The 22,686-nt window shown below is 35.3% G+C and carries 28 protein-coding genes; 22 read left to right on the top strand and 6 right to left on the bottom strand.

The features are described from left to right. Window positions 1-15: 15 nt before the first annotated feature. The 13 genes from EV145_RS13630 (at window position 16) to EV145_RS13570 (ending at window position 14,027) form a co-directional block, all read left to right on the top strand. The gene (locus EV145_RS13630; protein WP_166638459.1) at window positions 16-2,190 is read left to right on the top strand and encodes a hypothetical protein; all 2,175 of its coding nucleotides are present in this window, start codon (window positions 16-18) and stop codon (window positions 2,188-2,190) included. Window positions 2,191-2,354: 164 nt separating this feature from the next. Continuing rightward, complete coding sequence (locus EV145_RS13625) at window positions 2,355-3,113, top strand: SDR family oxidoreductase (protein WP_133525752.1); 759 nt, start codon at window positions 2,355-2,357, stop codon at window positions 3,111-3,113. A 178-nt stretch (window positions 3,114-3,291) separates the two neighbouring features. Next, a complete protein-coding gene (locus EV145_RS13620) occupies window positions 3,292-5,433 on the top strand; it encodes a catalase (protein ID WP_133525751.1) in 2,142 nt (713 codons plus the stop codon). Window positions 5,434-5,451: 18 nt separating this feature from the next. Continuing rightward, the gene (locus EV145_RS13615) at window positions 5,452-6,033 is read left to right on the top strand and encodes a ferritin-like domain-containing protein (RefSeq protein WP_133525750.1); all 582 of its coding nucleotides are present in this window, start codon (window positions 5,452-5,454) and stop codon (window positions 6,031-6,033) included. Between the two features lie 99 nt (window positions 6,034-6,132). Beyond that, the gene (locus EV145_RS13610) at window positions 6,133-6,942 is read left to right on the top strand and encodes a mechanosensitive ion channel family protein (RefSeq protein WP_133525749.1); all 810 of its coding nucleotides are present in this window, start codon (window positions 6,133-6,135) and stop codon (window positions 6,940-6,942) included. 8 nt (window positions 6,943-6,950) lie between these two features. Further along, window positions 6,951-7,691, top strand: a complete 741-nt coding sequence (locus EV145_RS13605) for a transporter (RefSeq protein WP_133525748.1) — start codon at window positions 6,951-6,953, stop codon at window positions 7,689-7,691. A 10-nt stretch (window positions 7,692-7,701) separates the two neighbouring features. Next, entirely contained in the window at window positions 7,702-8,430 is a 729-nt protein-coding gene (locus EV145_RS13600) for a DUF72 domain-containing protein (protein ID WP_133525747.1), read from the top strand. 590 nt (window positions 8,431-9,020) lie between these two features. Next, the gene (locus tag EV145_RS13595; protein WP_133525746.1) at window positions 9,021-10,160 is read left to right on the top strand and encodes a glycosyltransferase; all 1,140 of its coding nucleotides are present in this window, start codon (window positions 9,021-9,023) and stop codon (window positions 10,158-10,160) included. Next, window positions 10,157-11,290, top strand: coding sequence for a UDP-galactopyranose mutase (glf, locus tag EV145_RS13590; protein WP_133525745.1), 1,134 nt, complete (start codon window positions 10,157-10,159; stop codon window positions 11,288-11,290). Before EV145_RS13595 ends, glf begins: the two co-directional genes overlap by 4 nt. Then, entirely contained in the window at window positions 11,291-12,433 is a 1,143-nt protein-coding gene (locus tag EV145_RS13585) for a hypothetical protein (protein WP_133525744.1), read from the top strand. A gap of 23 nt (window positions 12,434-12,456) precedes the next feature. Beyond that, entirely contained in the window at window positions 12,457-12,897 is a 441-nt protein-coding gene (locus EV145_RS13580; RefSeq protein ID WP_133525743.1) for an adenylyltransferase/cytidyltransferase family protein, read from the top strand. Between the two features lies 1 nt (window position 12,898). Beyond that, a complete protein-coding gene (locus EV145_RS13575; RefSeq protein ID WP_133525742.1) occupies window positions 12,899-13,510 on the top strand; it encodes an SET domain-containing protein in 612 nt (203 codons plus the stop codon). Between the two features lie 34 nt (window positions 13,511-13,544). After that, window positions 13,545-14,027, top strand: coding sequence for a CinA family protein (locus EV145_RS13570; RefSeq protein WP_133525741.1), 483 nt, complete (start codon window positions 13,545-13,547; stop codon window positions 14,025-14,027). Window positions 14,028-14,140: 113 nt separating this feature from the next. Here the strand turns inward: EV145_RS13570 and EV145_RS13565 are convergent, their stop codons facing one another. Further along, window positions 14,141-14,374, bottom strand: coding sequence for a hypothetical protein (locus tag EV145_RS13565; protein ID WP_133525740.1), 234 nt, complete (start codon window positions 14,372-14,374; stop codon window positions 14,141-14,143). Window positions 14,375-14,377: 3 nt separating this feature from the next. After that, window positions 14,378-14,635, bottom strand: a complete 258-nt coding sequence (locus EV145_RS13560) for a hypothetical protein (protein WP_208110905.1) — start codon at window positions 14,633-14,635, stop codon at window positions 14,378-14,380. Window positions 14,636-15,045: 410 nt separating this feature from the next. Between EV145_RS13560 and EV145_RS13555 the strand changes: the two genes are divergently transcribed. From EV145_RS13555 to EV145_RS13540, 5 genes are all read left to right on the top strand, one after another. Beyond that, complete coding sequence (locus EV145_RS13555) at window positions 15,046-15,276, top strand: hypothetical protein (RefSeq protein ID WP_133525738.1); 231 nt, start codon at window positions 15,046-15,048, stop codon at window positions 15,274-15,276. Window positions 15,277-15,313: 37 nt separating this feature from the next. Next, entirely contained in the window at window positions 15,314-15,496 is a 183-nt protein-coding gene (locus EV145_RS13550) for a DUF3606 domain-containing protein (protein ID WP_133525737.1), read from the top strand. 17 nt (window positions 15,497-15,513) lie between these two features. After that, the gene (locus EV145_RS22425) at window positions 15,514-15,687 is read left to right on the top strand and encodes a hypothetical protein (RefSeq protein ID WP_166638458.1); all 174 of its coding nucleotides are present in this window, start codon (window positions 15,514-15,516) and stop codon (window positions 15,685-15,687) included. Window positions 15,688-15,742: 55 nt separating this feature from the next. Then, the gene (gene ligD, locus EV145_RS13545) at window positions 15,743-17,800 is read left to right on the top strand and encodes a DNA ligase D (RefSeq protein ID WP_133525736.1); all 2,058 of its coding nucleotides are present in this window, start codon (window positions 15,743-15,745) and stop codon (window positions 17,798-17,800) included. Window positions 17,801-17,877: 77 nt separating this feature from the next. Further along, the gene (locus tag EV145_RS13540; RefSeq protein ID WP_133525735.1) at window positions 17,878-18,102 is read left to right on the top strand and encodes a hypothetical protein; all 225 of its coding nucleotides are present in this window, start codon (window positions 17,878-17,880) and stop codon (window positions 18,100-18,102) included. 444 nt (window positions 18,103-18,546) lie between these two features. Here EV145_RS13540 and EV145_RS13535 read toward each other — a convergent pair whose 3' ends face one another. Next, a complete protein-coding gene (locus EV145_RS13535; protein WP_166638457.1) occupies window positions 18,547-19,128 on the bottom strand; it encodes a ferritin-like domain-containing protein in 582 nt (193 codons plus the stop codon). Window positions 19,129-19,506: 378 nt separating this feature from the next. Here EV145_RS13535 and EV145_RS13530 point away from each other — a divergent pair, with 378 nt between their 5' ends. The 4 genes from EV145_RS13530 to EV145_RS13515 all read left to right on the top strand — a co-directional run bounded on the left by EV145_RS13530 (window position 19,507) and on the right by EV145_RS13515 (window position 21,785). Next, window positions 19,507-19,773 carry a PleD family two-component system response regulator gene (locus EV145_RS13530; protein ID WP_133525733.1) on the top strand — a complete coding sequence of 89 codons (267 nt, stop codon included), beginning with the start codon at window positions 19,507-19,509 and terminating at the stop codon, window positions 19,771-19,773. A 174-nt stretch (window positions 19,774-19,947) separates the two neighbouring features. Beyond that, window positions 19,948-20,304, top strand: a complete 357-nt coding sequence (locus tag EV145_RS13525; RefSeq protein ID WP_133525732.1) for an SPW repeat protein — start codon at window positions 19,948-19,950, stop codon at window positions 20,302-20,304. Window positions 20,305-20,493: 189 nt separating this feature from the next. Continuing rightward, complete coding sequence (locus tag EV145_RS13520) at window positions 20,494-20,688, top strand: hypothetical protein (RefSeq protein WP_133525731.1); 195 nt, start codon at window positions 20,494-20,496, stop codon at window positions 20,686-20,688. A 158-nt stretch (window positions 20,689-20,846) separates the two neighbouring features. Next, on the top strand, window positions 20,847-21,785 hold the full coding sequence (locus tag EV145_RS13515; RefSeq protein WP_133525730.1) for a hypothetical protein: 939 nt from the start codon (window positions 20,847-20,849) through the stop codon (window positions 21,783-21,785). Window positions 21,786-21,955: 170 nt separating this feature from the next. On the opposite strand, the gene EV145_RS13510 is transcribed toward EV145_RS13515, so the two are convergent. From EV145_RS13510 to EV145_RS22420, 3 genes are read right to left on the bottom strand one after another with little or no spacing between them, the layout of a single operon-like run. Next, window positions 21,956-22,207 carry a Rho termination factor N-terminal domain-containing protein gene (locus tag EV145_RS13510; RefSeq protein ID WP_133525729.1) on the bottom strand — a complete coding sequence of 84 codons (252 nt, stop codon included), beginning with the start codon at window positions 22,205-22,207 and terminating at the stop codon, window positions 21,956-21,958. A 38-nt stretch (window positions 22,208-22,245) separates the two neighbouring features. After that, window positions 22,246-22,479 carry a hypothetical protein gene (locus EV145_RS13505; protein WP_133525728.1) on the bottom strand — a complete coding sequence of 78 codons (234 nt, stop codon included), beginning with the start codon at window positions 22,477-22,479 and terminating at the stop codon, window positions 22,246-22,248. Window positions 22,480-22,501: 22 nt separating this feature from the next. Beyond that, window positions 22,502-22,639, bottom strand: a complete 138-nt coding sequence (locus tag EV145_RS22420; RefSeq protein ID WP_166638456.1) for a hypothetical protein — start codon at window positions 22,637-22,639, stop codon at window positions 22,502-22,504. Window positions 22,640-22,686: the final 47 nt, after the last annotated feature.

The raw sequence follows: 22,686 nt of genomic DNA, 5'->3' as shown, positions 1-22,686 counted from the left end.
ATAAAACTTATCATTATGCATACAGTCACACCATGGAGCGCAACGGCTCAGGCAGATATTGAAAATAGTGAACTGCTATTAGAAAGAAAAATTCCTGATTATACCTATCAATTTTACAACACGGGCGATTCTTTATGGATAGTTGCCATTATGCCCGAAAACGGAAAAATAGCTTTTCGTGCCGCATTTGCCATGAACAGCTGTTTTGAAGTTGCCAATCTTTTTGATGATCAAGACACGATTGTTATTGTCCTGAATTCCAGATTAGGAAGTTATGAAGTTCGTGTAAATTTCCCGGACTCTGTTTTGCATTATACTACGACATTTACAGCAAATACGCCTTTGATGATTCCGTTTTCGCCACGGGATATAATTCCCCTTACACAAAACGGAAGTGTAGAAAACACCAGTGGAAAAATTCATATGGAGCAATTTGGGTCACGATCCGGATTGTTATTTGCAAGCATTACAAAACCACAAACAGGATCGTTTTTTTATTTCCAAAATTTAACTTCCCTGTCGGAATACTGCGAATCAACCAAGACAGAATCAAAAAATACAGTTGGCGGAACCTGGCCCGAAATTGGGTTTCAGCTACCAACAACCAACGAGTTACCAATTCCTGCCGGCAAAGGTTTTATTATATCAGATGCTTATGTAATATTAGATACTGAAATATTTGAAGAAACAATATCTATTTGTGAACACTTCTTAAATAATCTTGTCAAAATATATAAAGTGCTCGAGCAGCCAAGAATTGAGTATCACAACTGGCCGGAAATTGCTCAAAAAGTAGTGGCAGATTTAACAAATAATAAAGGATCGTGGACACAAAAAGACGGGATTCCCTATTTAAGCGCCTATTTATGCGACTATGAAACACCGCCTGAAAGCATGGTTCAGCTTGCCGTATTAGCTCCATTTAAGGAATATGAAAAATGGAGTGGTGAAAAACAATCCGTTTGTGAGGATTTGATCAAAGGACTGCCCGCTTTTTATGATCCGAAAATAAATTGCATCAATCGCTGGCTTCCTTCAATGGTAGACAAACTGGATGAATCTGAGGAACAAAAGAAAGAAATGGTGATGGATTCCTGGTACCTGCATCACCCGTTAATGAATCTGGCAAGGCTGGCATTACACGGCGAGAAAACAGCCGAAAAACTCTTATTGGATTCAATTGATTATGTTATAAAAGTGGCGCATCATTTTAAATATGAATGGCCCGTATTTTATAATATGCAAACTCTGGAAATAATCAAGGAAGAAACGGCTCCGGGTGCCGGAGGAGAAAGAGATGTTCCAGGCTCCTATGCGCACTTAATGCTTCTGGTTTTTAAATTAACCAAAGAAAAACGTTACTTAAACGAAGCAGAAAAAGCAGCAAAAAAGTTAGCAGATCTGGGGCTTAATATTTTATATCAGGCCAACAATACCGCCTTTGCGGCCGGTGCATTATTAGAATTATACAAAATAACCAATAAAAAGTTATACCTGAATTTAAGTTATACCTGCCTTACCGGATTATTTAAAAACATACAGCTGTATGACTGCAAATACGGATATGGTAAAAACTACACCAATTTCTTTTCCATCTTTCCTCTCAATGACGCGCCCTATACTGCTGCTTATGAAGAGTTAGAAGTATATGCTGCTTTATCAGAATATATGAGTCAGACAAATGGTGTTGCCATTTTACCAGCTTTAAAAACACTGCTTCCGGAATTCATTAAATATGCAGTTGGCAGAATTGCCTATTATTATCCTACAATGCTGCCTAAGGAAATGCTCTCGGAAGAAGTTAAAACAGGAGAAATCCAAGCTAATTTGTGGATTCCATTAGAGGATTTATACAACGGCTGGGAAAAAAGCGGTCAGGTAGGGCAGGAAGTATATGGCGCCGGAATGGCTTTTGGCGTTGTGCCAAGGCAATATATTAAAATAGACGACAATTTTCTGGTCTTTATTGATTATCCAATTATCGGGCAAACCAAAAGAGGAAATTCGATCACCATAAAATTAGATGGCGATACCGATATGAATTATAATTTGAAAATTATAAAACTTAAAAACAACAAAATTCAAATGACAATTTCGCAGGATAAAGAAACCCTTAAACCCTTCACAGACAACGCCAATATACATGAATATAAAGTTTCAGGTCAGGGTTCTGTAAAAATTCAATGGTAATTTTTTTTAGAATTCGGCATAAGGAATTATAGTATGGATGAAAAAGTATTTTGTGCCTGACGGTTTTGTTTTTGAATTCTGGCAGCTTTTCATTATTCTGTTTTGCTACGGTTCCTCAAGAAATTTTTTTGAATATCATAAAATCACCCTATAAAAATCAAATAATGGAACAATTAACAAATTACTTTGGACAAAACATTAAGGACAGACGAATTGTCGTAACTGGCGGAACAACTGGCATTGGAAAAGCAATTGCAGATGTTTTAGTGTCTCTTGGCGGACGTGTTCTAATTTTCGGAAGGGATCATGAAGATTTCAAAAACGCTGTTGCGGATCTAAAAAAGCAATTTCCGGACCGCGAGGTTTATGGCACTCCCGCCGATGTGACCAAAAAAGAAGACATCAATAAAATCTTTGAGATAGTAGATACTGAATTGGGGGGAATTGATATTCTTATCAACAACGCAGCATTAGCAGCTCCCGGAATCACACAGGAAACCTATGAAGATTATAAGTATATTATTGATACCAACATTACGGGTTATCTTGCTTTTGCTCAGGAAGCTGTCAAAAGAATGAAAGAACAAAAATCCGGACATATTATTAATATTGGATCAATGAGCGCTGAAAGCCGCAATCCCGAAAGTACTATCTATGTCGCAACTAAAACCGCGATAAAAGGCTTTAGTACCTCGCTGCGTAAAGAATTAAATCCGCTTGGCATTAAGGTTTCTCTAATTGAGCCTGGAGCGGTAACAAGCGATATGCAAACTGACCCTAAAGAAGTGCAGCGCGAAAAGGTAGACAAATTAGAAATGCTTGAAGCGTATGATATTGCCATGAGCACATTATTTTGTTTGTCACAGCCAAAGAGATGCGACATCGTTTCGATGCAAATTCGCCCACATCTTCAAATTATATAAAAATGGAGCGATTGATTCTCAGGATGGTAATTCTACAATCTGGAGGTAATAATATTATAAATTCAGATTAATTGTAAGAACTAAATTTGATTCTGTCGATTCTCAACATCACAAACACCCCATAATGTGAATAATAAACAAATCAAAAAATTAAATCTAACAAAAAGAAAAAAACTATATGAAAAATTTTCAAGACGAAAAACAGCGTGATTTGTCGACCAACAAATCTGATGGAACAAATAAGTTTCTGACTACTGATCAAGGCGTTCGCATTAACGACGATAATAATTCGCTAAAAGCCGGCGAAAGAGGACCTTCCCTACTCGAAGATTTTATCTTAAGAGAAAAAATCACACATTTTGACCACGAACGTATTCCGGAAAGAATTGTACATGCACGTGGTTCAGGAGCGCACGGTTTTTTTGAAGTCACAAACCCGATTCCCGAATTAACAAAAGCTGGATTTTTGCAGGAAGCAGGATTAAAAACTCCTGTATTTGCACGTTTTTCTACAGTTGCGGGTTCGAGAGGTTCTACAGATTTGGCCAGAGATGTACGAGGATTTGCTGTGAAATTTTACACACAGGAAGGAATTTATGATTTGGTTGGTAACAACATTCCTGTATTTTTTATTCAGGACGCATCAAAATTTCCTGATTTAATTCATGCCGTAAAACCGGAACCTCATAACGAAATGCCTCAGGCTGCATCTGCGCACGATACTTTTTGGGATTTTATTTCGCTAATGCCAGAATCGATGCACATGATTATGTGGGCGATGTCTGACCGCGCTATTCCAAGAAGTTACAGAATGATGGAAGGTTTTGGCGTTCATACTTTTAGATTGATTAATGAAGCCGAAGAATCTACTTTTGTAAAATTTCACTGGAAACCTAAATTAGGAACTCATGCCGTAGCCTGGGACGAAGCCCAGAAAATTTCAGGAAAAAATCCCGATTTTCATCGTGAAGATTTATGGGAAGCCATCGAAATGGGAAATTTCCCTGAATGGGAATTAGGCGTGCAAATCATTCCTGCAGAAGATGAACAAAAATATGAATTTGATTTACTGGACCCAACTAAAATTGTTCCTGAGGAATTAGTGCCCGTAACAATTGTGGGAAGAATGGTATTGGATAAAAATCCGGATAACTTTTTTGCAGAAACAGAGCAAATTGCTTTTCATCCGGGACATGTGGTGCCGGGAATAGATTTTTCGAATGATCCGCTTTTACAAGGAAGATTGTTCTCTTATACAGATACACAATTATCAAGATTAGGAAGTCCGAATTTTCATGAAATTCCAATTAACCGAAGTGTTGCGCCGGTTCACAACAATCAACGTGACGGACATATGCGTCAGGAAATTAATAAAGGACGTGTAAGTTATCACCCCAATTCTTTAGGAGGCGGATGTCCTTATCAGGCTAAGATTGCCGAAGGCGGATTTGCAAGTTTCAACGAACGTGTCGATGCACACAAAGTGAGGGAAAGAAGCGAAAGTTTTGCAGATCATTTTGGTCAGGCAAGATTATTTTTTAACAGCCAGACCGATGTAGAAAAAAGCCATATTGTAAAAGCATTGCGCTTTGAGCTTGGAAAAGTAGAAACGACAGCGGTGAGAGTTAGAATGCTGGGGCTTTTATCTCAGATAGATACACAGCTGGCAGAAAAAGTAGCGATGGGACTTGGCGCTACAGTACCACCAATATTAGAAACTCCAATTAATCATGGTGTATCTCCGGAAAACGAAAACGGAAATCAGGAACCTCAAATAGTAGATTCTTCTGTTGATAACTCTGATGCACTTTCTATGCTAAAAAACCCAACCAATTCGCCTACAATTGCTTCTCGAAAAGTAGCTATTATTGTTTCTGACGGCGTTTCTGAAGCCGCTGTTCAAAACATAAAAAAGGCGCTTTTAAAAGAAGATGCAAAAGGTTTAATTGTTGCACCACATTTAGGTTCTGTTCTAACTGATCAGGACGGCGCGCTTGCAGCAGATTTTAGTTTCTTAACCGCGTCATCTGTTTTATTTGATGCCGTTTATATTCCGCATGGTTTGGGATTGGGCGTTTTAGCTGAAAGTGACGATGTAATGGAATTTTTAAACGACGCTTATAAACATTGCAAAGTTATTGGTGCCGATGGCGAGGCAACAGGATTGTTGAACGATACACCTTTTGCTTCAAAAATAACGAATGACGATTCCGGAATTATTTTATCGGGCCAGGCAGGTACAGAATCGTTTGCATTAGAGTTTATAGAAGCTATGGCACAGCACCGTTTTTGGGAACGCGAACCAAACTTATACAATTAACATTCAAAATATAAAAATATGAAAAATCAGGAAAAACCAACAGAAAGCAAAGTTGCTGCAAAAGTCAGCAAACCAAATACTAGTGGTAATATTGTACAGCCTGCATCAGATGCAGCCGAAGATTTGAGAGCTTTATTTATTGATAGCCTTAAAGATATTTACTGGGCAGAAAATGCACTTGTTGGCGCTTTGCCCAAAATGTCTGCAAATGCAACAGCTTCCGGTCTTTCGAGCGCTATTATAGAACATCTTTTAATTACACAAAATCAGGTAGCAAGACTTGAAAAAGTTTTTGATTTACTTGGAGAAAAAGCAGAAGGAAAAAAATGCGAAGCTATGGCCGGATTATTAAAAGAAGGCGACAGTATTTTGCTTGAAACAACTCCTGGCGCTGTTAGAGATGCGGGTATTATTTCGGCATCGCAAAAAATCGAGCATTATGAAATTGCAACTTATGGCACCTTAGTCGCTTTTGCAAAAGCATTGGGCGAGAATGATGCTGCAAAATTATTAACGCAAACACTTGCCGAGGAAAAAGAAGCTGACTGCATTCTTAATGATGTTGCTTTAAACACAGTTAATGTCGTAGCGGCAGAATAAATAACAGTAATCTTACTTATTTTCATTTTACCTGAAAACATCTGTACTTCGTGCAGATGTTTTTGCATTCAAATTAAAATTTACATTAAAAATCACAATATGGAAGAATTTTTGCATGACATCGCTCAGCACATTGAAGGATATTATCAAAGTATTGTTGACATTACGCCAAAATTATTACTCGCGATTTTAGTAGTTTTAATTTCCTGGTTTATAGCTTCACGTGTTCGTGGTTTTGCAGATCGAAGATTAAAAAGCAGAATGCACGATCCGTTATTGGCCACCTTTATTGCCAATCTTATTAAAGCAGTGCTTATTGTAATTGGGTTTCTTTTCATGTTTCGTGTTATTGGTCTTACCAGTGTTGCGCAAAGTATACTTGCCGGTGCTGGAATCTCGGCCTTTATTATTGGTTTTGCCTTAAAAGATATTGGCGAAAACTTTTTGGCTGGTATTTTACTGGCTTTCAAAAGACCATTTTCTGTCGGGGATATTATCGAAAGCAACGGCGTAAAAGGCAAAGTAGTAGCATTAAATCTTCGTGATACACAAATAAAAAGCGACAGTAAAAACATTTATATTCCAAATGCATTATTAATAAAAAATACGCTGGTTAACTTCAATAGCGGCGGTTATCTTCTTCAGGATTTTACCATTGGTATTGAATATGGATCTGATTATAAAAAAGCCCTCGAATTGATTGCAAGCGTTATGAAAGATGATACTGAAATTGTAGACAAAGGCTATTCTAATTCGGCAGTAGTATCAGGAATCGCGGGCGCTGTAATACAAATTATGGTTCGTTATTGGGTAAAAACAGACTTAAAAGTGACCGATGGTAAACACCGCTCTGAAATTGTAATTAAAGTTGCCGGGATATTAAACGCAAATGGGTTTGTTTTAAAATAAATGTTATTATGAAATTACTAAGAAAATTGATTGCGGCGAGCTTGTTTTGCATTTCTTATAGCACTTCGGCACAACAAATACAGACAGACAGGCCAAACGAAACCGAAAGTCCAAACGCTATTTCAAGGCATCATTTGCAAGTAGAATCCGGCTTTACGTTTGAACAGGACGATCACAAAAAAATCTTTGAAGTTCCGGAAATCGTTTTGCGTTACGGACTCGTAAAGAATCTTGAATTTCGTATTGAAAGTGCTTTAAAAACAGAACATGAACAAAATAATGACCATTACGGAATTAAACCCATTGTTGTGGGTTTAAAATACCACATTGCAGATCATAAAGGTGCAATTCCTGATATTGCATTATTAGCTCGCACAAGTATACCATGGTTAGCTGATAATGCGTATCAGGAACCCAAATACAGTCCTGAATTACGGGTTTTAGTGCAGCATGAACTTTCCAAATCTTCTCATTTGGGCTATAATGCAGGGGTTCATTGGCTGCCTGAAAGGTCTAACCCGGAATATATTTATACCATTTCAGGAGATCATTCTTTAACCAAAAAAATTAAACTTGTTGTTGAAGCTTATGGTTTTGCTGAACCTGATCACCATGCTAAAAATACGGCTGATGCAGCCTTATTATTTCTTGTAAATAAAAATCTGCAAGTAGACTTTATAGCCGGAACGGGCGTGATGCATGCTTATTCAGATAAATTTGCAAAAATTGGATTATCATTTCGAATTTAAGTAAATCATTATGAAAAATCACAGAATTTATATTGGTACTTCGGGCTGGGCTTATAAGCACTGGATGGGAACATTTTATCCTGAAGGAACAAAAGCCAAAGACCGATTTGCTTATTATCTTGAAAAATTCAATACCGTCGAAATCAATAATACATTTTATGGTATGCCTTCAGAAGAAACTTTTTTGAATTGGAAAAATAACACACAGGATAATTTTGTCTACGTCATTAAAGCCAATAAATTTATTACCCACAACAAAAAACTGCACGATCCTGAGGTAACGCTCCCTCCTTTTATGGATCTTGTACAATTATTAGGCAAAAAACTGGGCCCTGTTTTATTTCAGCTTCCGCCATTCATGAAATCAAACATAGAACTTTTAGAAAATTTTTTAAAGGCTTTACCGAAGAAGTATCGATTTGTATTTGAGTTCAGAAATGCGGACTGGTATAAAGAAGAAGTTTTTACTTTACTGGAAAAATACAATTGTGCTTTTTGCATTTATGAATTAGCGGGACATATGTCTCCGCTTAAAATCACGGCAGATTTTGTATACCTTCGATTACATGGTCCGGGCAATAAATATCAGGGCAGTTATCCTTATGAAACTTTACAGCAATGGGCTGACCAGTGCTTAAAATGGGCAGCAACTAAAGATGTCTTTGTTTACTTTGACAACGACGAAAAAGGCTACGCGGCTTTTAATGCCTTAAAACTTCAGGAATTAACTTCTGGATAATTAATTCTCACATTAAAAACAAAAAAAAAGTTTACTAACATTAGTACACTTTTTTACATTTTTCAAACACTTTTTATCGTTTAGGAGCAGTTGTATTTGAATCTGTTCCCACAGAAGTAGTTTTCTTTGTGTTGCTTCTGCACCACCAGAACCGGTAGCGCCTTTTCTCGTTACGCTGGTAGTTTTCGTTTGTTCCGGTACTCGAAGATTTGGTGTCAAAACTGGTGCCTACTATTCTAGTGCTGTTTTTGTCAATTCAGTCGTGTTGCCTTAATTATCTGTCGGAACAGTTTCATTCTTTTTTAGGAAAATGAAAGCCCTGCAATGACCAGAAGCAATGTGGCTTTCGATTAAGTAAAGTTTTGACAAGAATGTTTTTATTAGTTTTTACATTTTAAAAAAAACAAATACAATACTTATTTGCTTATATAATTATTTACAAAATTTATAGACTAAACACCTGTAAATTATATAAGCAATCCATGTTTTTTTGTAAGAAAATGACCGCTGTCAAAAATACATTTGCTATAATATCAATCACTTAAACTCTATAACCCATTACAAACAAATTACTTTAATCACTATATACCATGATAAACAATTTAACGAATACCCAAAAAAAAACTATTACAAAAACAGATTTACTTAACAGCGGCGCGCTACAATATTATGACATGATTGTGTTTTGCCACCTTAGATGGCAATTTGTATACCAGCGTCCACAGCATATCATAAGCAGACTGGCATCTAACATGAAAGTTTTATTTATTGAGGAGCCAATTCATAATCATCAGGATGATACTACATCTGGAAATCTAATGGTTATAACGGAGAAACTGCATGTTTTACAACCGTATACAAAAGATATTGAATCTATAATAGATGTTCTTCCTGCTTATATTAAAAACAAAACAATTCCGGTTGGCTGGTTTTATTCGGCTTCATTTTCTCCTTTATTGGAACAAATTAATTTTGAAACTATTGTTTATGATTGTATGGATGAACTTTCACTTTTTAAAGATGCTCCGGTTCATCTTATCAATCAGGAAAAATACCTTATGGCGCATGCGGATATTGTTTTCACCGGCGGAAAATCATTGTATGAATCTAAAAAACAGCTGCATTCAAATGTATACTGTTTTCCTAGTTCTGTAGACGAAGCCCATTTTGCACAAGCCTTAAACGGAATTTCTGCCGCAGCCGATATTGCCAGTTTACCAAAACCAATTGTGGGTTATTATGGCGTAATTGATGAACGTATTGATTTGGATTTACTTCACCAATGTGCCAAAAAACTGCCTGACGTTTCTTTTGTTATGATTGGTCCTTTGGCTAAAATTGAAGATGCTGATCTTCCCAAAGAAAACAATATTCATTATTTAGGAATGAAATCTTATAATGAACTTCCTAATTATTTAAAAGCTTTTGACATCGCTATGATGCCATTTGCCCTGAATGATGCTACAAAATACATAAGCCCTACCAAAACCCTGGAATACATGGCGGCGGGAAAACCAATTATTTCTACCAAAATTACAGATGTAGTTCGCGATTATAGCGACAGTGTAACCTTAATCGAAAATGATGGTGAATTTTGTGATGCGATAGAAACTTTGCTTTCAAAGAATCGTCTGGAGATGGAAATGGAATACAACAAAATTCTGGAAAAAACGTCGTGGAATTCAACGGCAGATAAAATGGAATCAATCATTAAAAAATTTGCAAAATGAAACAAATAGACATTTTAATTATAGGTGCCGGAATCTCCGGTGCTGTAATTGCAGAACGGTATGCCTCGATTGGAAAAAAAGTTTTAATTATCGAGAAACGCAATCATATTGCAGGAAACTGCTATGATTACAGGGATGAAAATGGCATATTGGTTTCTAAATATGGTGCGCATTTATTTCATACCAATGACGAAGAGGTTTGGAAATATGTCAACCAATTTTCTGACTGGTATGAGTGGGAACATAAAGTAATCGCCAGAGTAGATGGCAAAACAGTGCCTATTCCGGTAAATATTACTACTGTAAATAAGTTGTTTGGCATTGCCATTTCTAACGAAGAAGAAATGAAAACCTGGCTCGAAGAACACCGCTCGCCAATTGCCAAACCTGCAAATGGTGAAGATGCTGTTTTGAGCCGCGTTGGACCATTTTTGTATGAAAAAATGTTTAAACATTATACGAAAAAACAATGGGATAAATATCCTTCAGAACTCGATGCTTCGGTTTTAGACCGAATTCCGGTTAGGACTAATTTTGATGACCGATATTTTTCAGATACTTATCAGGCATTACCCAAAGGCGGTTATACACAATTATTTGAAAAAATGCTGGATCATCCAAACATCGAAGTTTTACTGGAAACAGATTATTTTGATGTAAAAGATCAGTATGAAAATTACGAAAAACTGTTTTATACAGGACCAGTAGATCGCTTTTTTGAATTCAAACACAGTCTTCTTGAAAAATTGGAATATCGTTCTATCAACTTTGTAAGTGAAACCATCGACGCCGAATTTTTTCAGGAAAACTCCGTGGTAAATTACCCGGGAACTGAAGTTGATTTTACCAGAATTATCGAATACAAACACTTTGGAAACCAAAAATCAGATAAAACTACTGTTGTAAAAGAATTTACTGTAGATGAGGGAGAACCTTACTATCCGGTTCCCAACCCCCGCAATCAGGAAATTTATGCGCGCTATAAAGAAGAAGCCGACAAACTTGTGGATGTTCACTTTGTGGGAAGACTGGCCAATTACAAATATTTTAATATGGACCAGGCTTTTAAAAATGCACTGGATCTTTTTAATACATTAGAAAATAAACTTAGTTATAAAACAGCTGTTTAGATGGAACCTTTCACTACTTTTTTTATGGGGGGTTATGAATGTGCAGATCACATTAACCGCTCTGGCGAAAGAATTAATCTTTTGAAAGAAACACAGCATGATATTCGTTTTTCTGATGATTATCAGGCTTTGGCTTCCATTGGTATTAAAACGGTGCGCGAAGGGATTTGTTGGAGTGTAGTGGAGAAATCTCCTGAAGTTTTTGACTTTTCTGAAGTTCATAATCGAATGCTTGCCGCAGAAAAATTTGGGATTCAGCAAATTTGGGATTTGATTCATTTTGGATATCCAGACGGAATTTACCCTACTCATCCTCATTTTTGCAGTCGTTTTGAAAAATTATGTGAAGCTTTTACTTTGTTTTATAAACAGCATTCAAAACAGCCTTTATTTGTTGTCCCCATAAACGAAATCAGTTTTTTGTCCTGGCATTCAGGAGATGTGAGAGGGACAGTTCCTTTTGCGGTAAATAGTGGCTGGGATATTAAATACCATTTGTGCAAAGCCGCAATTTTAGGTATAAAAAAAATAAAAAATACAGATCCTGAAAGCCACATTATTTTGGTCGAACCGTTGGTAAAAATACACTCCTCTGATCCGGAAACTTTAAATGAAGTCTTTGATCTGAATGAAAATCAATATCAGGCCATGGATATTATTGCTGGCAGAATGTGTCCGGAACTTGGCGGATCTGAAGAGTTTCTCGAAATTTTGGGTTTTAATTATTACTGGAACTGCCAGTGGGAAATAAATGGGCAGCCAGTAGACTGGCCGGATTCAGGCCAAAAAAGAATTCCTTTTTCAGAATTACTGCAACAGGCATACAAACGTTATGAGAAACCATTGTTTGTTTCAGAAACAGGACATTTTGGATCAGGTCGTGTTGAATGGCTAAATGAAATTTCATCTGAATGTTTATTGGCCCAAAAAAATGGTGTCGATTTAAAAGGGATCTGCATTTATCCCGTAACAGACCGGCCAGATTGGGATGATCTTACCAAATATTGTGAATGCGGCATCTGGGACCTGGACGAAAACAGCAACCGGATTCCACACCAGCCATATATAGATGCTTTGCTGAAAGCACAGCTCAATTTTAAGAAAAAGAACTTTTTCAATCAATTTGTTGATTTTTTTAAATAATGTTTAATCAAAAAAAATATAAAATGGAATTAACGAAAACAATAACCGGAATTACATTTAGTGCATTTGATTTATTGCATGCCGGTCATGTAAAAATGCTTGAAGAAGCAAAATTACATTGTGATTATTTAATTGTAGGCCTTCAGACTGACCCCACAATTGACAGACCTGAGAAAAACAAACCCACACAATCTGTCGTAGAAAGATATATACAACTCAAAGCCTGCAAATTTGTAGATGAAATTATTCCGTATGCCACAGAGCAGGACCTTCAGGATATCCTTCAGTCATTTGCTATTGATGTTCGAATCCTGGGCGAAGAATACAAAGATAAAAATTTTACAGGACGCGAGTACTGCGAAAAAATGGGTATAAAACTCCTTTATAACAAGCGCAACCATCGTTTCTCAAGCAGCGGACTCCGAAAAGAAGTTTACGAACGTGAATGTTTAAAATTAGTATAATATGATACATCCCGATACAGAAGTACGCTTTATAAGCAAAGAAAAAGGATATGGCGTTGTGGCCACAAAACTAATTCCGAGAGGAACAATAACCTGGGTTCAGGACGATCTGGATCAGGTTTTTAGCAGAGAGAAAACAGCTAATCTAAAACCGTATATAAAAAAATACCTGGACACCTACTCTTTCACCAATAAAAATGGCGAAATGGTTTTGTGCTGGGATAATGGCAAATTTGTCAATCATAGCTTTAGGCCAAGCTGTTTTAGTACGCCGTACGATTTTGAAATTGCCATAAGAGATATTCAGCCGGGCGAAGAACTGACAGATGATTACGGTTATCTGAATGTCGAAAAACCCTTTTATGTTATTGATGAAGGCACCGAAAGAAAAACCGTTTATCCGGATGACATTCTTACTTTTCACGAAGAATGGGATGCCTTAATTAAAGAAAATGCTCCGGAAGTACTTAAAGTCGAGCAATCTTTAAGGACACTTATTCCTGAAAAGACGTGGAATGAATTTGTAAATGCTGTTTATCATGCCAATTCAATGAAATCGATATTGGAGTGTCATTATCAGCGTAATAATGTTGCTGTAAAAAGTGCGTCTTAGTTTGTAGATTAATAATTTAACTAAAGTTTATTTTATGCCTTCAAATATTGTTATAAAATGCAGTAATACCATTGCTGCCAAAGGATGGAATATTGCTTTTGCAGAAAGCGCAAGCGCAGGAAGAATGGCTGCTGAATTTTCTATGACCGAAAAATCAGGAGCTATTTTGCGTGGCGGAATTGTTTGTTATGAAGTATTTGTAAAGGAGCAGATTTTAAATGTTCCTCACAGTATAATTGAAAAATGCACTCCGGAATCTGCAGATGTAACCAAAATACTGGCACAGCAAACCTTAAAAATATTCAATTCAAAAATAGCTGTTGGTATTACCGGGCTTACAACTCCCGGTGGCAGTGAAACTAAAGAAAAACCAGTAGGTACAATGTTTTTTCATATCATAACGCCAGATGATAAAATAAGTCACCGTGAAGTCTTTAAAGGCACACCAGAAGAAATTGTTTTGCAGGCAATTGATAAAACAGCAGAGCTCATAATAGAAAGTATTGCCAGACTTTAAATAAAAAAAACTGTATCAAATGGTGATTACAGGTTTTTCTTTCCTTATAAAAACAGAAAAATATAAGCTGCTCAATGGCAGCTTATATTTTTTTAATGCTTTACAGCATATTATTAATTATTTGATTTCAGGGTTCCTGATTCGTCCTGCTGTAAATCTGTTGGAGATTCAGGTTCATCATTTGTATTTAATGATGATTTCAAAGTCTCCTGATCATTTTCGTTCGGTTTTTCCTGTTCATCAGGGCTGAAATCTCCAGATCCGCTATATTGATTTCTTGCATTAAAACCCTGATCCGTATCTTTAAATTCCTCATTATCGGAATTTACTTTTTTTTGCTTTTCCATAATTTATTCATTTACGTTTCTATCTTCAGCATCATGACCTTCCAATTTTACAAGTTTGTTATAAATTCCAAGCAGTAAAAAAGGAGCAGCCCATTGCCCTACAAATAATGCATTGTGGCTTTTACCCAAACATTTTAGGGTAAGTGATGTTCCCATTGCAGCCAATGAGGCATACAAAAATAAATCTGACGGCAGTTTTGAAGTTTGTTCCTCAATAGCTTTTGCCGTAGCACCTTCTGTGTTTTGATTTTCTGATATCATAATAAATTTATTTAAAATTAATATTTGGAAAATTAAGCAGCTCAGGTAAGGTTATCTTACAGAATTTATTTCAAAACTTACAACATTATAAACATAAAATACATATAATCAACAAATTAGTAATATTTGTTGTTTTTACTTTTCTTTTTTATTGTTTCATTCTCTCATCAGCTCCGTCATCTACACCACGTCCTTCAGGTATAGGCTGGTAAAGAGACCTTTAGTATCAGAGTATCTTACGCCATGCTTATATAATTTAAGTTGTAGTTAAAGTTCACATTTTCATTTATTAAACAATTATTTAGAGTTTCATTACAGATGTAAATTCAATAACAAATTGAAGTTTTTTTATAAAAAAAACATGATGTATTAAATTAATTTTAAGCTTTAATCCTTTAATAACTAAACAAATGGAAAATTTAGAAAACGTAGACAACAAACAAAAACATCATTTTCACAGTCCGCATACCGACGCATCTGATAAAGACTCACGCGAAAATGCAAATACCGGTGACTGGGATGATGAACGTGATGATACCGGCACAGACCCTAACCGCTATAGCCCTGATAAATTTGAGCGAGGCAGTAACGATAACTCCGGCGGTGCAGGAAGCAGCGGAAGTGCGGCAACAAATAGTTAATCCTTAAAAAAAATTTACTTACTATAATTTATTAATCATGAGCGACGATTTAAACAAAAAAGGAATGCAGGACAGATCAAGAATTAATATGAATGAACCACATGAGGTCAGATACTGGACTGATAAATTTGGAGTTACCAAAGAGGAACTTCAAAAAGCAATTGAAAGAACAGGTACCAATTCTGTTTCAGAAATTGAAAAGGCACTGGATATACAATAACGTAAAAGATAAATATTATGCCGTGGTATAATGGGGATTACCCTCCATCTTATAAAAATCAGCCCGTAAAACTTCGGGACAAGGCTGTAGAAATTGCCAATGCACTACTAAAGGAAGGTACGGAAGAAGGTATTGCAATTGCAACCGGACTCAAGCGCGCACGTGAATTTTTTAAAAATGAGAAGAAATAAAACCACAATCTCAATAGCGCAGATAGGATATCCTGTTGATATAAAATGATAAAAGATGATGAAAACAAAAAATGAACCAAAGAGAACTATTTCGAAAAAAACAGATGTATTGTTAAAAAAGGGTGTATCGGCTAAAATTCCTTCTGGCATAAAGCCGATGCTTGCTACATTGGTCAATGCCCCATTTGATGATCCCGATTGGATCTATGAAGTAAAATGGGATGGCTATCGGGCTGTTTCTTATATAGACAAGGGTTCTGTTTCTATTTCATCGCGCAATAATAAATCTTTTTCAGAAAAATATTATCCTATTACAGCTGTCATGGAAAAGTGGCCCATTAGTGCGGTTCTTGACGGTGAAATTGTTGTTATTGGCAAAGATGGCAAAGCCAATTTCAGTGCCCTTCAAAACTGGAGAAGTGAAGCCGATGGCAATCTGATTTATTATGTTTTTGACCTTCTTTGGTATAATGGCATCGATATTATGTCGCTCACTCTTGTTGAAAGACAATCCATTCTAAAAGAAATACTTCCTGTGGGCGATGATCGTATTCGTCTGAGCCTGGCTTTTACCGGCAATGGACTTGACTTTTTTGCCGCTACAAAAAAAATGGGCCTTGAAGGAATAATGGCTAAAAGAGCCACTTCTGCTTATAGCCCTGACAGCCGAAATAAAGAATGGCTAAAAGTCAAGGCAAATTTGCGTCAGGAAGTAGTAATTGGCGGTTTTACAAAAAATGACGGCTCGTCTAAACAATTCAGTTCTTTATTACTCGGTGTTTTTGAGAACGGCAAATTTCAGTATGTTGGCAAAGTTGGCACTGGGTTTAGTGATAAACTTCAAAAGGAAATGATGCTTCAATTTGCTCCACTAATTACAGAAAAAATTCCTTTTGCTAATGAACCTGATATTAATAAACCTTCACGATTCCGTCCTAATCCGCCAAATGCAGTAGCAACATGGCTAAAACCTGAACTGGTTTGTGAAGTTAGTTTTGCAGAAGTGACCAGCGATGGTGTTTTTCGACATCCTTCGTTTGAGGGAATGCGCTCAGACAAAAAAGCTATTGAAGTAGTGCGTGAAACTGCGGTCACAACCACAGAAATTATATCAGATCTTGAGAAAAATACAGGAGATAAACCCAACCTGGTTACTGCCCCTAAAAATACAGACCGAAAAACCCTGCTGAATCCTACCGAAGAATCTCAGGTAAAAAAGATAAAAGGACACAGCTTAAAGTTCAATAATTTAAGCAAACTATACTGGCCGGAAGACGGTTATACCAAACGTGATATGTTCAACTATTACTATCAGGTTGCTGAATATATTTTACCTTATCTTAAAGATCGTCCCTTATCTCTTAATCGTTTTCCGGGCGGCATACACGGACCTGGTTTTTATCAGAAAGATGTAAAGGGAAAAGCTCCTGATTGGGCAAAAACATTTCCTTATACAACAAGTGATGGCGAGGATAAGGAATTTCTTGTGGGCGGAGACGAAGCTACACTTTTGTATATGGCTTCACTGGGCTGCATAGAAATGAATCCGTGGTTCAGCCGGATTCAGCATCCCGATAATCCTGATTATTGTGTGATTGATCTTGACCCTGATAAAAATACCTTTGATCAGGTTATAGAAGCCGCAAAGGAAGTAAAAAAAGTACTCGATGCTATTGAGATCCCTGGTTTTGTTAAAACATCAGGATCTACAGGAATTCATATTTATATACCTCTTGGTGCAAAATACTCGTATGACCAGTCGCAGATGTTCGCAAAACTTATTGTATCAATTGTTCATGAACAGCTGCCTGAATATACTTCTATGGAACGCCAGATCAAAAACAGGAAAGGAAAAATGTATCTGGATTTTCTTCAAAATCGTCCCGGCGCAACAATTGCAAGTCCTTATTCACTTCGGCCAAAGCCAGGCGCAACGGTATCTATGCCACTACATTGGGATGAAGTCAAAAAAGGGCTCACTATGAAAGATTTTACTATCCGGAATTCAATTGAGCGTATTAAAAGTGAAGGTGATCTTTTTAAAGGTACCCTGCAAAAAGGCATTGATATAGCCGCAGCACTTACAAAGGCGCAAAGCATCTTTTTTAAATAAAAAACACAAATTGTTGTGAGATTTTTGAAATCAAATACTCATTCAAAAAAATATTTCTACTATAATAATTTCAAAAAATGGAGGACATAATAAAACAATTTGAAATAGGTTTAAGGGCTCACCTCGAAAGTACATATGCTATTTTTAATGACCAGGATGAACTCAAAAAAATAGATGACATAGAAAAAACCGTCAATGATTTTGTTGATAGCTATTTACTTGAAACGAACTTAATAGCAGGAGATGTGGCGGTATCTGCGCAACGGGTTGTTGATGATTTTATACAATCAAAAATACTATAGAAAACAATTTTGTACCATCGGCAATTGTTATGTACACTATAATTTTTACAACAAATACAACGCATAAAGACGACATGGGAATTATATAACAATTTTGGAAAACTATATAAAAACAAGGTTTTTGTCACATTTATTTTTGTTTCAATCCTATTAATTATAAACTATTTCTTATGTATAAATCTAAACCAACTGTAGTTTTATTTCTTCTCTTCTCCTCTTTTATAAGTATTAATTGTGGAAATTGTGATGATGAAAATTACACAAGAGAAAAGAAAGAAAATCTACATGTAAAAAAGACCGATACCCTGACTTTTAAAAAACAGCCTTAGTTCATCAGCTACAACTACTGTTTTTATGTATCAATTATTTATTAAGCTTTAAAGTATTTGAAATAATTTATTTTTACTTAAAAACAAGATTCAAAATAATTATATCCATTTAGATTTAATGAGTTTTTCTCCTATAATAATGAGAGGCTAAAAATTTATTTTCATCAATCGCTGCATCAAAATTTATAGTATTATAAGCAGCCTCAGATAATACGATATCCGTTTGTTTTTCCTCAATAAGTATTTTACTGAGTAAATCAACAATAGCATCTTTACGCAATACTTTGCCAAATTCAATAAGTGTTGTAATAGCCGCGATGGAATAGTGTTCAATTTTTTGAACATTGGCAACAATAGCCGCATCTCGTACAGGGCCCTGTTCAGTGTATTCCAAGGTGCTTTTACTTTTGTTTATAAGGGCTTGAATGACAACACATTTTTTACCCTTACCTTTTACATCATTAAGTTCTAAAGCCTTTTGAAGTCTTATAATCTGATTTCTTGTAACCGCAGCATGATCATTCATAATAAAAATTAAATTTGGTGAAGATATATTGTGGATCAATTTTGGAATTGTTTTACTAAATAATCTCTTAGACCAAATCATTTCTCTTAATTGGTTCATAAATAATTTATGCAAACTATAATCCGTCGATAATGGGCGTGTGGCTTTCAATCTTTTGGTGGTGACTTTCATAAGTTTTCTGATTTTGTTACTTTTCAAACTTAAAACGAATAACATATTGATTCTTACATATTTAAGCATAAATATTATATTTTAATAATCTTTATTTCTTATCGTAATATGGAAATTATATAAGGAAAATGAAAAATTATGTAAAATCACTTGCTGCACTCATTATATTTTTGAAAAACACTAAATAGAAAGAAAAAAACTACAATACTATTTAAAATTTTAAATTTTAATCGATTAAATACTTATTTCATCGCTGAATAACATTTTTTAAACCTCTAGACCATTGTTGTTAATTTTAAAAAAAAAATAAGATTAAAAGTGAATCAATATTACCACGGACCATAAACAAATTTTTCAACCTTGCTAAAATGAAATCTTATGAAGTATAAAAATATTTTACAAATTGATGATGATTATGATGATTGTGATTTTTTTGAGCAAGCCTTAAAAGCTGTCTCACATGCACATTATACCGCAGTAACTAATCCGCTGGACGCGTTAAGGCTATTAACCAATAAAGAGATAAAGCCAGATCTTATTTTTATGGACGTTAATATGCCTCTGATGTCTGGTCCTGAATTATTGACAGAAATAAAAAAAAGGGAAGCCACAAAGGATATTGTCGACTTCCGGTATAATTTCTAAAAATCATGGTAAAGCGTCCGGAGCTACAGATTATCTTATTAAACCAAATACTTTCAATGAACTTAAAAATTTGATAAGAAATACACTCGTTTAATCGTAGATGAGTCTATTTCTTCTTCAACTAAAAATTTCAAAAAAGAAAATTTGAACCCCAATTCATTAAAATACAAAATCATGAAATTAATCACGACAAAAACACATGCGTATCTTGACTATATTGTGGGAATCTTTCTGTTATTTGCGCCTTTTATTTTAAAACTGGATCCTAAAGGGCCTGAAGGTCTCCTCTTTTTTATACTGGGTGCCGGATTGCTTTTTTACAGCATAATAACCCATTATGAATTAGGTCTTTTTAAAATAATTCCAATGAAAATTCATTTATTTCTGGATATACTTTCCGGAATTTTTCTTGCTGCTTCTCCATGGATATTTGGTTTTTCAGATCGGGTTTATCTCCCTCATTTGATACTGGGCTTATTTGAAATCAGTGCCGGTTTACTAACAAGTTCAAAATCAAATACAACTCTTTAATAAATTGCCACTTAGAAAAGGAAATAATCTGCGGCAAAAAATGCAATTGTCATAAAAACAAATTTAAAAAGAGTAATGTTTTAGCATAGATCTAAACATGTAGATATCGTAACAAATTAGATTTTTTATATAAAATTAATTTCTAAACAGAATTTAATTTAGCCCACAGAACCCCTAAAAACATTAGTCATGAAAAATTCAAACAATACGTCTCACGGCCAGCTTAAAAAATGCCCTTATCATGTTTCAGTATATGGTGAGAATGGTTGCGAACTAATATACACTACCAAGTATAAGGGTGATTGGGGAGACTGGGATGAAGCTCCAAACAAGAGCAATGAAAGAAAGCCAAAAGAAACCAGTACTAAAAATTCTCCAGCTTAATATACTTTCCGGTTTACTGAATTTTTATTTTTTAGACGAAAGCTGGAATTTATGGAATTATATAAAATTGGGCTAAATTTATAAAAACAGACATTTTCCTAATTTCTCGCATTTGAAAAACATAGTCAAAGAGTTGATATCTATTATTTTAAATACAAATGAGAAAGTTTATATTGTTTATTTATTGCATAACTATTCCTGCGCTTACCTATTCGCAAGTACAAAATTATACACCAAAGGTAAAATTTGCTATTGAAACTTATGCATTTCTTAAAGGCCAAAGCACTGCTCTTGAAATGGTAGCCTTACAATTTCCCAAACTAAAACCTGATGTGACGGCTGTAGCAAAAAAAACCGTTTTATTTGAACGGGCACAACGAAATATAGAAAATTTTTTGAAAGATGAACTAAGTGATTCAGATTTTAATGTGATCGAAAACCGGATTAATTTTCTTTTAAAAGAACAATTCAAAAACCCCATTGAAGAGGAAAAGTATGCACGGGATTTTCTGGAAAAAGTCAAAGAAAGATCTCATTTTCGTGGGGATACATTGTTAGCAAAAGGAATTATCTCCTTTGCCTACCAGGATGCTCCGCATCAGGAAATTACTGATGGCCATGTAGAGACTTACACAACAAAAGGAAATCCTAAGGCAGAGCAGGAAACCGTAAAGATTCCTGTGCCCAAAAGCTGGCTGGCGGAAGAAGCAGAAATGCCCGAAACGGTTCAGCAGTTTACAAGTCATTTTGGAAATGGCAACGAGAAAATGCTGCTGGTAATTTATGATCTTCCTGAGGAAAACTTTATTTTGAATGCAAAGTCAATTACAGAGATGATTCCGCCCCAAACTAAACTTATTCGCACAGAAATATTAAAAATCGATGAAAATCCAGCAATCATGGTTGAGGTTGAAGAAACTGTGAATCAGGACAAGACAAAAATAAGAATGCTGCAGTTTATGTTTACTCAAAAACAAAAACTGTATTGCCTGCAAGGAAGTATAGGACCTGTTGAGATAAAGAAAAATCTGGAACCTGAGATAAAAAAATACGAACCACTATTCCGTCTTATTGCTGAGGGAACACAAATAGATTAAACATCAAATTCTAATATTTTATCAATTTTCTTATAAATTTATCTTTAGGCAAAATTTTATCTCTATTTTCTAGAGAATCAAAAAATTAAATAGAACCCCGTTTAAAGCAATAAAAAAATCGGAATAAAATTAATTTTATTCCGATTTTTTATTCTAATAATTCTAGAATCTTAATTGTTGCGTAGTGCGTGCATTAATTCTTTTTTATTCATCCTGGATCTTCCTTTAATGTCTGCTTTTTTTGCTTCGGCATAGAGATCTTTTTTACTTCTTTCCTTATAATCAGAGCTTTCTCCGCCTCTTTTTTCAGCTCCCTGACTATTTGATATTCGCGCAGATTTTTGTTTGCTATAGCCTTTATCGCGCAATGCTTCATATTGGTCCTTATCTTTTATTTGGGGACCCGGACTTTTACCTGGCATACTATTTAAATTTTAAAGTTAAAAATTGATTTGTAATCTTACAGATCAGATGTGTCTTTTTGATCAAAATCTTCATCTGAAGCGCTTTGTTCAGCATAACTTTCATCTCTTTTATGTCGAATATCATACTCTTCTTCGGTATCAGAACCGCTATTTTCATGTTGGTTAATCGCCGGATCTTTATTCTCCATAGTTTCAGAATTTATCTGATCTTCTTTTCGGGTAGAATTACGATTTTCAAAACCGTAACTTTCATGGGTTCCTGTTGTCATGATTTTAAATTTTTATAATTAATTATTTTTTCAAAAGTGGTTTTTTGATTTCAATTGTCGATTTCTCGTTAGTTCTGGATGAAGTGGGTTTTGATTCCGTTTTTCTAGCTGATGCTCTTGCACTCTGCGAAACATTATTATTGTGATTTAATACATTCATAATATTTTATTTAATGATAATTATCAAATTTACCGCAATCAAAAGCA

It is taken from the genome of Flavobacterium sp. 245, assembly GCF_004362055.1.
Classification (GTDB): domain Bacteria; phylum Bacteroidota; class Bacteroidia; order Flavobacteriales; family Flavobacteriaceae; genus Flavobacterium.
Note: the sequence above shows the minus strand (reverse complement) of the source record. Positions and strands in the feature narration are given on the sequence as shown.

Coding starts and splice junctions, on each gene's coding strand:
- EV145_RS13630 (WP_166638459.1), top strand. CDS start 16: ATGCATACAGTCACACCATGGAGCGCAACGGCTCAGGCAGATATTGAA.
- EV145_RS13620 (WP_133525751.1), top strand. CDS start 3,292: ATGAAAAATTTTCAAGACGAAAAACAGCGTGATTTGTCGACCAACAAA.
- EV145_RS13625 (WP_133525752.1), top strand. CDS start 2,355: ATGGAACAATTAACAAATTACTTTGGACAAAACATTAAGGACAGACGA.
- EV145_RS13505 (WP_133525728.1), bottom strand. CDS start 22,479: ATGACAACAGGAACCCATGAAAGTTACGGTTTTGAAAATCGTAATTCT.
- EV145_RS13585 (WP_133525744.1), top strand. CDS start 11,291: ATGGAACCTTTCACTACTTTTTTTATGGGGGGTTATGAATGTGCAGAT.
- EV145_RS13535 (WP_166638457.1), bottom strand. CDS start 19,128: ATGAAAGTCACCACCAAAAGATTGAAAGCCACACGCCCATTATCGACG.
- EV145_RS13525 (WP_133525732.1), top strand. CDS start 19,948: ATGAAATTAATCACGACAAAAACACATGCGTATCTTGACTATATTGTG.
- ligD (WP_133525736.1), top strand. CDS start 15,743: ATGATGAAAACAAAAAATGAACCAAAGAGAACTATTTCGAAAAAAACA.
- EV145_RS13610 (WP_133525749.1), top strand. CDS start 6,133: ATGGAAGAATTTTTGCATGACATCGCTCAGCACATTGAAGGATATTAT.
- EV145_RS13605 (WP_133525748.1), top strand. CDS start 6,951: ATGAAATTACTAAGAAAATTGATTGCGGCGAGCTTGTTTTGCATTTCT.
- EV145_RS13550 (WP_133525737.1), top strand. CDS start 15,314: ATGAGCGACGATTTAAACAAAAAAGGAATGCAGGACAGATCAAGAATT.
- EV145_RS13615 (WP_133525750.1), top strand. CDS start 5,452: ATGAAAAATCAGGAAAAACCAACAGAAAGCAAAGTTGCTGCAAAAGTC.
- EV145_RS13510 (WP_133525729.1), bottom strand. CDS start 22,207: ATGCCAGGTAAAAGTCCGGGTCCCCAAATAAAAGATAAGGACCAATAT.
- EV145_RS13520 (WP_133525731.1), top strand. CDS start 20,494: ATGAAAAATTCAAACAATACGTCTCACGGCCAGCTTAAAAAATGCCCT.
- EV145_RS13595 (WP_133525746.1), top strand. CDS start 9,021: ATGATAAACAATTTAACGAATACCCAAAAAAAAACTATTACAAAAACA.
- EV145_RS13515 (WP_133525730.1), top strand. CDS start 20,847: ATGAGAAAGTTTATATTGTTTATTTATTGCATAACTATTCCTGCGCTT.
- EV145_RS22420 (WP_166638456.1), bottom strand. CDS start 22,639: ATGAATGTATTAAATCACAATAATAATGTTTCGCAGAGTGCAAGAGCA.
- EV145_RS13530 (WP_133525733.1), top strand. CDS start 19,507: ATGAAGTATAAAAATATTTTACAAATTGATGATGATTATGATGATTGT.
- EV145_RS13560 (WP_208110905.1), bottom strand. CDS start 14,635: ATGATATCAGAAAATCAAAACACAGAAGGTGCTACGGCAAAAGCTATT.
- EV145_RS22425 (WP_166638458.1), top strand. CDS start 15,514: ATGCCGTGGTATAATGGGGATTACCCTCCATCTTATAAAAATCAGCCC.
- EV145_RS13565 (WP_133525740.1), bottom strand. CDS start 14,374: ATGGAAAAGCAAAAAAAAGTAAATTCCGATAATGAGGAATTTAAAGAT.
- EV145_RS13555 (WP_133525738.1), top strand. CDS start 15,046: ATGGAAAATTTAGAAAACGTAGACAACAAACAAAAACATCATTTTCAC.
- EV145_RS13575 (WP_133525742.1), top strand. CDS start 12,899: ATGATACATCCCGATACAGAAGTACGCTTTATAAGCAAAGAAAAAGGA.
- EV145_RS13570 (WP_133525741.1), top strand. CDS start 13,545: ATGCCTTCAAATATTGTTATAAAATGCAGTAATACCATTGCTGCCAAA.
- EV145_RS13600 (WP_133525747.1), top strand. CDS start 7,702: ATGAAAAATCACAGAATTTATATTGGTACTTCGGGCTGGGCTTATAAG.
- EV145_RS13580 (WP_133525743.1), top strand. CDS start 12,457: ATGGAATTAACGAAAACAATAACCGGAATTACATTTAGTGCATTTGAT.
- EV145_RS13540 (WP_133525735.1), top strand. CDS start 17,878: ATGGAGGACATAATAAAACAATTTGAAATAGGTTTAAGGGCTCACCTC.
- glf (WP_133525745.1), top strand. CDS start 10,157: ATGAAACAAATAGACATTTTAATTATAGGTGCCGGAATCTCCGGTGCT.